This is a genomic window from Bartonella sp. 220B, from assembly GCF_026930205.1.
Lineage (GTDB): Bacteria > Pseudomonadota > Alphaproteobacteria > Rhizobiales > Rhizobiaceae > Bartonella.
This window is the reverse complement of sequence record NZ_JANHOI010000008.1, coordinates 61,764-68,324: the sequence shown is the minus strand read 5'-3', so window position 1 is coordinate 68,324 and position 6,561 is coordinate 61,764. Positions and strand designations below refer to the sequence as shown.

Annotated in this window: 10 protein-coding genes and 1 pseudogene; 8 read left to right on the top strand and 3 right to left on the bottom strand. The window is 41.4% G+C overall.

Going from position 1 to position 6,561, the window contains the following annotated elements:
- Nucleotides 1-476: pseudogene (locus NPX99_RS06465) on the bottom strand (integrase arm-type DNA-binding domain-containing protein); the annotation flags it as partial.
- 319 nt (nt 477-795) lie between these two features.
- The gene (locus NPX99_RS06460; RefSeq protein WP_269031058.1) at nt 796-963 is read right to left on the bottom strand and encodes a hypothetical protein; all 168 of its coding nucleotides are present in this window, start codon (nt 961-963) and stop codon (nt 796-798) included.
- A gap of 109 nt (nt 964-1,072) precedes the next feature.
- Between NPX99_RS06460 and NPX99_RS06455 the strand changes: the two genes are divergently transcribed.
- From NPX99_RS06455 to NPX99_RS06415, 8 genes are all read left to right on the top strand, one after another.
- Nucleotides 1,073-1,594: a hypothetical protein gene (locus NPX99_RS06455; RefSeq protein ID WP_269031057.1), complete on the top strand. Its 522-nt coding sequence runs from the start codon at nt 1,073-1,075 to the stop codon at nt 1,592-1,594.
- 259 nt (nt 1,595-1,853) lie between these two features.
- The gene (locus NPX99_RS06450) at nt 1,854-2,147 is read left to right on the top strand and encodes a phage major tropism determinant (RefSeq protein WP_269031056.1); all 294 of its coding nucleotides are present in this window, start codon (nt 1,854-1,856) and stop codon (nt 2,145-2,147) included.
- A gap of 29 nt (nt 2,148-2,176) precedes the next feature.
- A complete protein-coding gene (locus NPX99_RS06445) occupies nt 2,177-2,704 on the top strand; it encodes a hypothetical protein (RefSeq protein WP_269031055.1) in 528 nt (175 codons plus the stop codon).
- 64 nt (nt 2,705-2,768) lie between these two features.
- Nucleotides 2,769-3,431, top strand: coding sequence for a lysozyme (locus NPX99_RS06440; protein WP_269031054.1), 663 nt, complete (start codon nt 2,769-2,771; stop codon nt 3,429-3,431).
- On the top strand, nt 3,428-3,655 hold the full coding sequence (locus NPX99_RS06435) for a hypothetical protein (RefSeq protein ID WP_269031053.1): 228 nt from the start codon (nt 3,428-3,430) through the stop codon (nt 3,653-3,655). The genes NPX99_RS06440 and NPX99_RS06435 overlap by 4 nt, the downstream gene beginning before the upstream one ends.
- A gap of 128 nt (nt 3,656-3,783) precedes the next feature.
- Entirely contained in the window at nt 3,784-4,002 is a 219-nt protein-coding gene (locus NPX99_RS06425) for a hypothetical protein (protein WP_269030963.1), read from the top strand.
- A 354-nt stretch (nt 4,003-4,356) separates the two neighbouring features.
- Nucleotides 4,357-5,514: a tyrosine-type recombinase/integrase gene (locus tag NPX99_RS06420; protein WP_269031051.1), complete on the top strand. Its 1,158-nt coding sequence runs from the start codon at nt 4,357-4,359 to the stop codon at nt 5,512-5,514.
- Nucleotides 5,515-5,789: 275 nt separating this feature from the next.
- Nucleotides 5,790-6,332 (top strand): antA/AntB antirepressor family protein, encoded by a 543-nt coding sequence (locus NPX99_RS06415; RefSeq protein WP_269031050.1) that lies wholly within the window; start codon nt 5,790-5,792, stop codon nt 6,330-6,332.
- On the opposite strand, the gene NPX99_RS06410 is transcribed toward NPX99_RS06415, so the two are convergent.
- A complete protein-coding gene (locus NPX99_RS06410) occupies nt 6,279-6,503 on the bottom strand; it encodes an Arc family DNA-binding protein (protein WP_269031049.1) in 225 nt (74 codons plus the stop codon). The genes NPX99_RS06415 and NPX99_RS06410 overlap by 54 nt on opposite strands.
- Nucleotides 6,504-6,561 lie beyond the last annotated feature (58 nt).

Here is a 6,561-nt window from a genome sequence, read left to right as displayed (position 1 = left end):
AAGACAAATATTAAGGTGGTTTAGTGCTTTATAGGCAGTCCCAGCTTTTCTATGCCAGATGGAAGCGAGAACTTTGCGTATATCGGTTTGTGTAATCTCTGAAACCGGTAGACAACCTAATTGAGGGAGAATATAAAGTTGTAAAGGTGAAAACCAATCTCCATTTTTACCATCTCCTTTTAGTTCAGCTTTACGAGTTTCAAAAGCATCTAAAGCAACATCTTTTAAATAATGCAGATTACGCATTGCCTCACGCTTTTGTTTGTCACGTTCTTTAATAGGGTCACGCCCCTCACGCAAAACAGAACGCCATTGAGTTGCCAATTCACGGGCTTACTTTAGGCACCCAAGCCCATCTCACGACGCCGCCCGTGGATGGTGTAACGATAAATCCATTGAGCACCCCCATCTTTACGCTTATGAAGTAACAAGCCAGCCCCCAATGTTGCGACAGTCCTTGCATTAAGACGATTCATTAGGCATTTTTGTTCCTTTCTAAACGGTTTTCTACCCACACGATAACCCCGCTTATGACGTGCAAATAAGTGACTTTAATTGATTGAACATAAGATGATTTGAGATGAGAGAATCTTAGGATATTCGGGGGTCTCATTCAATATGTAAAACAGTAAATTATCATTATAAATCAATATGTTGCCTTGAGGAGGAGGCGAAAGGATTAGCGGACAAAGCAACGACGGCATTTACGGAAAGCTCTAAAACAGTCACGCAAATACAAAGTACAGTAGAGGAAGCTGTCACAGAGGCAAAAGAAGCCAAGGCAACGGCATCTACTCATCTCAAGGAAATTGTTGAATCTGTTAAGAGTGCATCCGAAGCAGCGACAGCGAGCAGTACGGAAGCTCTCACAACAGCGAAGGATGCCAAAAGCACAGCAGAGACAGCCTCTAGTGTAGCAGGTGAGGCAAAGGAAACAGCGTCTAGCGCGCTCTCTATAGCCAATGACCTTAAGCAATCGGTTGATCATGTCAAGAACACAGCGGAAGCAGCCAAAAGGACGGCAGAAGGAGCAGCAAGGAAGGCAGATGAAGCGAAAAGCAGTGCGGATGAATTGCAAAAAACAGCGAAGAAAGCAACAGTAGATGTTATCTCCCTAAAAGCCAAGGTTTTGACAGCCGAGAGCACTTCTGATGAAGCGCAACAAGTTTCAGAAGAAGCCAAGCGGACAGCGTCAACAGCGCTGAGTGTAGCCAATGAGGCCAAGGGCGTTTCAGAAATAGCGCTCACAGCAGCGAATACAGCCAAGGACAGTGCAGAACGAGCAGAAACGGTAGCCAATGCAAGCAAAACAACAGCCGATGAAACGAGATCTTTAATATCGGATGCCAAAAAAGCCTCTGATGCAGCCAAGGCAATGGCACAATCGGTACAGACATTAGCGGAAGGAGCTCAAAGAATAGCGGATGAGGCGAAACAAGAATCGCGTGATGCTAAACAATCGGCTGATAGTGCGAAATTTACAGCACAAGAGGTAAAAGAGATAGTTGCAGAAGTACAGGATGAAGCAAATAAAGCCAAACAAATAGCAGATAGAGCAACAGCTAAAGCCAATTTGGCGGCAAGAGAATCCTAAGAAGCGCATGAGGAAGCAGGTAAAGCTAAGCAAATAGCGAGTAGTGCACAATCTACAGCGCAAGAGGCAAAGAATTTAGCTTTAGCAGCAGAACAGATACGGAGCAGCGTTGAAGGTTATGGGGCAAAGATTACAGCGCTTGAGGGCTTTGCTTCGAGTATTGCTCATTTAACTTTGATTGATATTGCGTCTTCTACCCCCTTTTTGGTGGCAAGTAACAAACAACAATTAACGTTAAGAAAAGGAACACACAATAATTTTGCCTCTAGAGAATCGTTTTTTGGTTGCTGATTACACATCTGATCAAACAATCACCGTTCCTTCTTCATTGGCTCGTGGTAAGGATTATTATGTTTATTTGGTGTTTGAAGGAGAACAGTCTTCCAAAGTTGTAGTATCAGAAAACTCTACTTATCCAGATGGTTATACAGCCAATAATTCGCGCAAGATAGGTGGTTTTATACGCTATGTGCGGATGTTGGTACGACTGATGGACATTCTTTATCGGGCTATAGTGCAGGGGATATTTTACCCACCTCAGTTTGGTGTTTGAATCATTGTCCCCATAGTTCTCCAGAAGGAATGGTCTATGATTTCTCACAAGATCTTTGGATAGATATTTATCTCCAATCAGGGACAGGTGCAAATACGCGTTCGGCGCATGGTGTTGCTATAACGACCAATCGTAGTCATACGGATTTTGCAGACGATTTGAGGAGTGTGAAGAAGTGGTTATTGAATGATGAACAGTTTTCTTCTGCGATGTATGGGAGCAACAGCAAGACAAACATTGAAGGGAAAAAAGCGCCTAGCTCTAAACATTCTGGAGGACATGTTGATACAGCGAATAGGCGGATGATTTCGCATATCGGTTGTGAGGATGGTTGCGGTTATGTTTGGCAATATTTATCAGGAATTTTTGCCATGCAAGTTCAGTCTAGCTCGACCTTGTGGTCAAGTTATAAAACAGAAATGAATGTTTTAGTAGGAGGGGGTAGCTGGTCCAATGATGGTCAAAGCAGTGCGTCCCTACGCGGTGTCTTGTCTCGTGGTTCACGGAGTGAGGAAGTAGAACAATTAATTAAAGAGAATAGGGATGAAACCGTCTAGTTCTCACTGAGATATCCCTTTTATGCTGCCTCACTTTTGTGGGGCTTTTTTTATGGAGCAAGCGATGAGAAGAATATCGAAAGAAGGTTTAGAGCTGATCAAGCAATGGGAAGGTTTACGCTTGAATGCGTATCAAGACACGGCATGCATTTGGACGATAGGTTATGGTCACACCAGCTCTGCGGGCAAGCCAATTGTTAAGAAGGGCATGTACATTACACAAGAGCAAGCAGAAGAAATTCTTTGCGAGGATTTAAAGCAATTTGAGAAAGCGGTTGAAGAAGCTGTTACAGTGAGATTAACGGACGAACAATTCGCTGCGTTAGTGTCCTTTTGTTATAATGTAGGAAGCAAAGCGTTTTACAAATCCACCTTATTAAAAAAGCTTAATCAGGGTGATTATGAATCGGTTCCAGCAGAATTACAGAAATGGAATAAGGTTGGAGGAAAGCCTCTCAAAGGGTTAGCAAATCGTAGGGCAGCAGAAGCGGGATTATGGGCGAAAGGCTCTTATGTTTCTTCGAACTACCAACATGTAGAAACGAAAGAAGCAACGGGGCTTCTCAAAATAGAAGCGCTAGCCCCGATTATAGGTTCTTGCTCTGGTCTTGGAGGGTTATTGGCAGGCAATGGACCTATCCAATGGGCGTTAGCGGGCATAATGGTTTTAGCAGCTTGTATGGGCATAGTGTTTGTAGCCAAACGGTTTCGGGAGCAACGGTTGTGATTTTTTGGTTCAAGAAATATTCCCTGATGTTTACAGCGGCTTTAGCCGTTTTTTTTATGGCTTTAGCTAAGGCGTTTTACCTTGGCAAGAGAAGTGAACAGCACAAGCAAACAGAGAATGCTTTGAAGACAGCAATGAGACGGCTTGAGGTTGAAAATGAAGTTAATCAGAAAAGTGATGGTGATGTTTGCGCTGAACTTTCTCGTTGGGTGCGCGGGAAATAGGGTTGTTTCTTGTGTTGGCTGGTTACCACTTTATTTGGATAAGCGCGATATTGCGGTCATCAGTCCCAACCTAGCAAGAGATATTTTAAAGCATAACAAGCAGGGAGCGCATTTATGCGGTTGGAAAGATGGTCGAGAAAGCAAGCAACAAAGATAAAGAACTTACAGAAAACGAACGACAGCTACTTTATGAGATGATCAATACCTATCAAGGTTTGAAGATGATGTCTCGTTGTGTAAAGTGGATAGCGTTCATTGTCTTTATGTTCATTATCGATTTTGCCCGCATTATGGATGCGCTGGATAACATCCTCACACACCTCAAAAGATGGCTAACAAAGAGTTAAAGGCACAAAGTTTTCTCAAAAAAATGCCCCTGTTGTAGAGGCATGATTCGAAATCCTATTCCCTCACTTTTATACACGCATCCCTTACCTTAAAAAAACGTATGGAAAATCAATAAGTTATTTGAGATAAAAAAGAACATGGTGCCCAGACGCGGCAGAGCAGGCTTTATTAGCAAGAATCAAATAGTATAAAGATGTGCAAGAGTGTATTGATGTATATAATTTTTTATGTTCCAATAAAAAAAATAAGTATTAAAGAAAAAATCTCAAATCAAAAATTAAAGGTGGTCTAAAAGGTGGACCAAAAAAGGTGGACGGGCAATGCCTGAAAAGGTGGACGGAAGGGGGCGTTAAGTGAGGGCGATTCATCGATTATCAGCATCATTCGTAAAGACGTCTCCACAGGGTAAGTATTGTGATGGGGCAGGGCTATGGTTAAATGTCCGAAAAGATAATACACGCTCTTGGTTTTTTCGCTATACGCACCACAATAAGCGCCGTGAAATGGGACTTGGTCCTGTTACGAAACTTTCTTTAAAAGAAGCACGCGAGCTTGCAAGGTATTATAGTGATATTCTTAAAGAAGGCAATGATCCTATTGTCTTTAGAGAACAGACTATTTTAAAACAGCAAAGCAATATATTCAGTGAAATTGCACACGCGGCTTTTGAAAGCAAAAAAGCAGAGTTGAAAAATGAAGGCAAAAACGGCCGCTGGTTTTCTCCACTCGAGTTGCACGTCATTCCACACATAGGCAAATTATCTATAGAAAAATTAACAGCCAATATCATTCGCAATGTTCTTGCTCCACTTTGGCATGAAAAAGCAGATACAGCGCGAAAAGCACTTAACCGTATCAATATTTGCTTGAAATATGCTGCTGCTCTTGGCTTAGATGTTGACCTACAGGCTTGTATGAAAGCACGAGCTCTTTTAGGAAAATCACGTGCGATATCGACAAATATTCCTGCTATGCCTTGGCAAGAACTCCCAGATTTTTATCACAACTTAGAGGATAATATCCTTTCAAATTTAGCACTAAAATTACTGATTTTGACAGGTGCTCGATCATATCCATTGCGGTATTTGCGTCTTGAACAAATTAATGAAAATATATGGACCATACCCAAAGAAAATATGAAAGGTATTGTAGGAAAAGTTTCAGACTTTCGTGTGCCACTGAGTAGTGAAGCTATGAAAGTCATTGAAAAAACTCTGCCTTTTGAAAAAAAGGGCTTTCTATTTGCGGGGCTTAAAGGAAAACCAATTTCTGATGCAACGCTTTCTAAATTCATGAAAGACAAAGGCTTTGATTATAGACCTCATGGTTTTAGATCGAGTCTTCGTGACTGGATAGCGGAGACAACATCAACACCATTTGAAATTGCAGAATCTGTTCTTGCGCATTCAGTTGGTAATTCAGTGACAAAAGCTTACATGCGAACAGACTTCTTAGAGCAACGGCGTGTTCTTTTGGAGCAATGGGCATCTTTTGTATCAAGGATGACTTGACAATATGGCATCAATGTGTCTAGTATCGAATCAGGTGCCTCAAAAACACCTTAAACGAACAGCGGATAGATTGCCGACACAATTTTTCTTCCGCACATTAAAGGCTTTGACTCATTGTATGTTACACGCATATAATGGCATTGTCGGGTGTAGTTGCGCTATACAATACCCTTATGGGAAAAGCGTAACGACGGGCTGTTCGCCGTGTTTTTGAGCACCCGGCACTCTCTTTTATCAAGTGTCAATCAAAAACGTCTAATCGAACAGGAGTTCACATGAACACTCTTATTCCGATATCGGAACAAACTTTTGGACAGGAAACTGTTCAAACCGTTAACGCACGTGAATTACATGCGTTTTTAGAAATAGGTAAAGATTTTTCCAATTGGATTACTGACCGTATCAAAAAATATAATTTATTAGAAAATCAAGACTTTGTTTGGTCGCCAAATTTGGCGAGCAAAGGCAGAGGTGGTCACAATCGTAAAGACTATTACCTGACTTTAAGTGTAGCTAAAGAACTTTCTATGCTTGAGAACAATAAGAAAGGTAGAGAAGCTCGTTTATACTTTATTGAGTGTGAAAAACTTGCAAAGCAGGTAGTCACACCAAAGATTGATTATTCCAAACCCGAAGCATTGCTAGGCGTTTTGAACCACCTACAAAGTCAAATCGAGCAGAAAGATCATGTGATTGCCGAATTAGAACCCAAGGCAAAAGCTTTGGATGGTTTAAAGCGCTCTGAGGGGGCTATGTGTGGTATCTTATTGTTTTTTATTCACGGGTGGTTGTTCAAGGAGCTTTTTGAGATCTTCTGAATTCATTGCCAGTAGGTGATTTAATGTAACGGTAGTGCGGATAGAATCTTCTAAACGAGCAAGAATTTCACCCGTAAGGCTACGATGATTTGCTTCAGCAAGCTCTTCCAATTGATTTTTCAGTTCAATTGGAATGAGAAATTTAAATTGCACACGATCTTTTTTTGTCATGCACCTAAAATATACCTAAAATACACTTGACACAAGGTACCTTTATGGTACTAAATAT

Coding starts and splice junctions, on each gene's coding strand:
- NPX99_RS06445 (WP_269031055.1), top strand. CDS start 2,177: ATGGTCTATGATTTCTCACAAGATCTTTGGATAGATATTTATCTCCAA.
- NPX99_RS06440 (WP_269031054.1), top strand. CDS start 2,769: ATGAGAAGAATATCGAAAGAAGGTTTAGAGCTGATCAAGCAATGGGAA.
- NPX99_RS06425 (WP_269030963.1), top strand. CDS start 3,784: ATGGTCGAGAAAGCAAGCAACAAAGATAAAGAACTTACAGAAAACGAA.
- NPX99_RS06415 (WP_269031050.1), top strand. CDS start 5,790: ATGAACACTCTTATTCCGATATCGGAACAAACTTTTGGACAGGAAACT.
- NPX99_RS06410 (WP_269031049.1), bottom strand. CDS start 6,503: ATGACAAAAAAAGATCGTGTGCAATTTAAATTTCTCATTCCAATTGAA.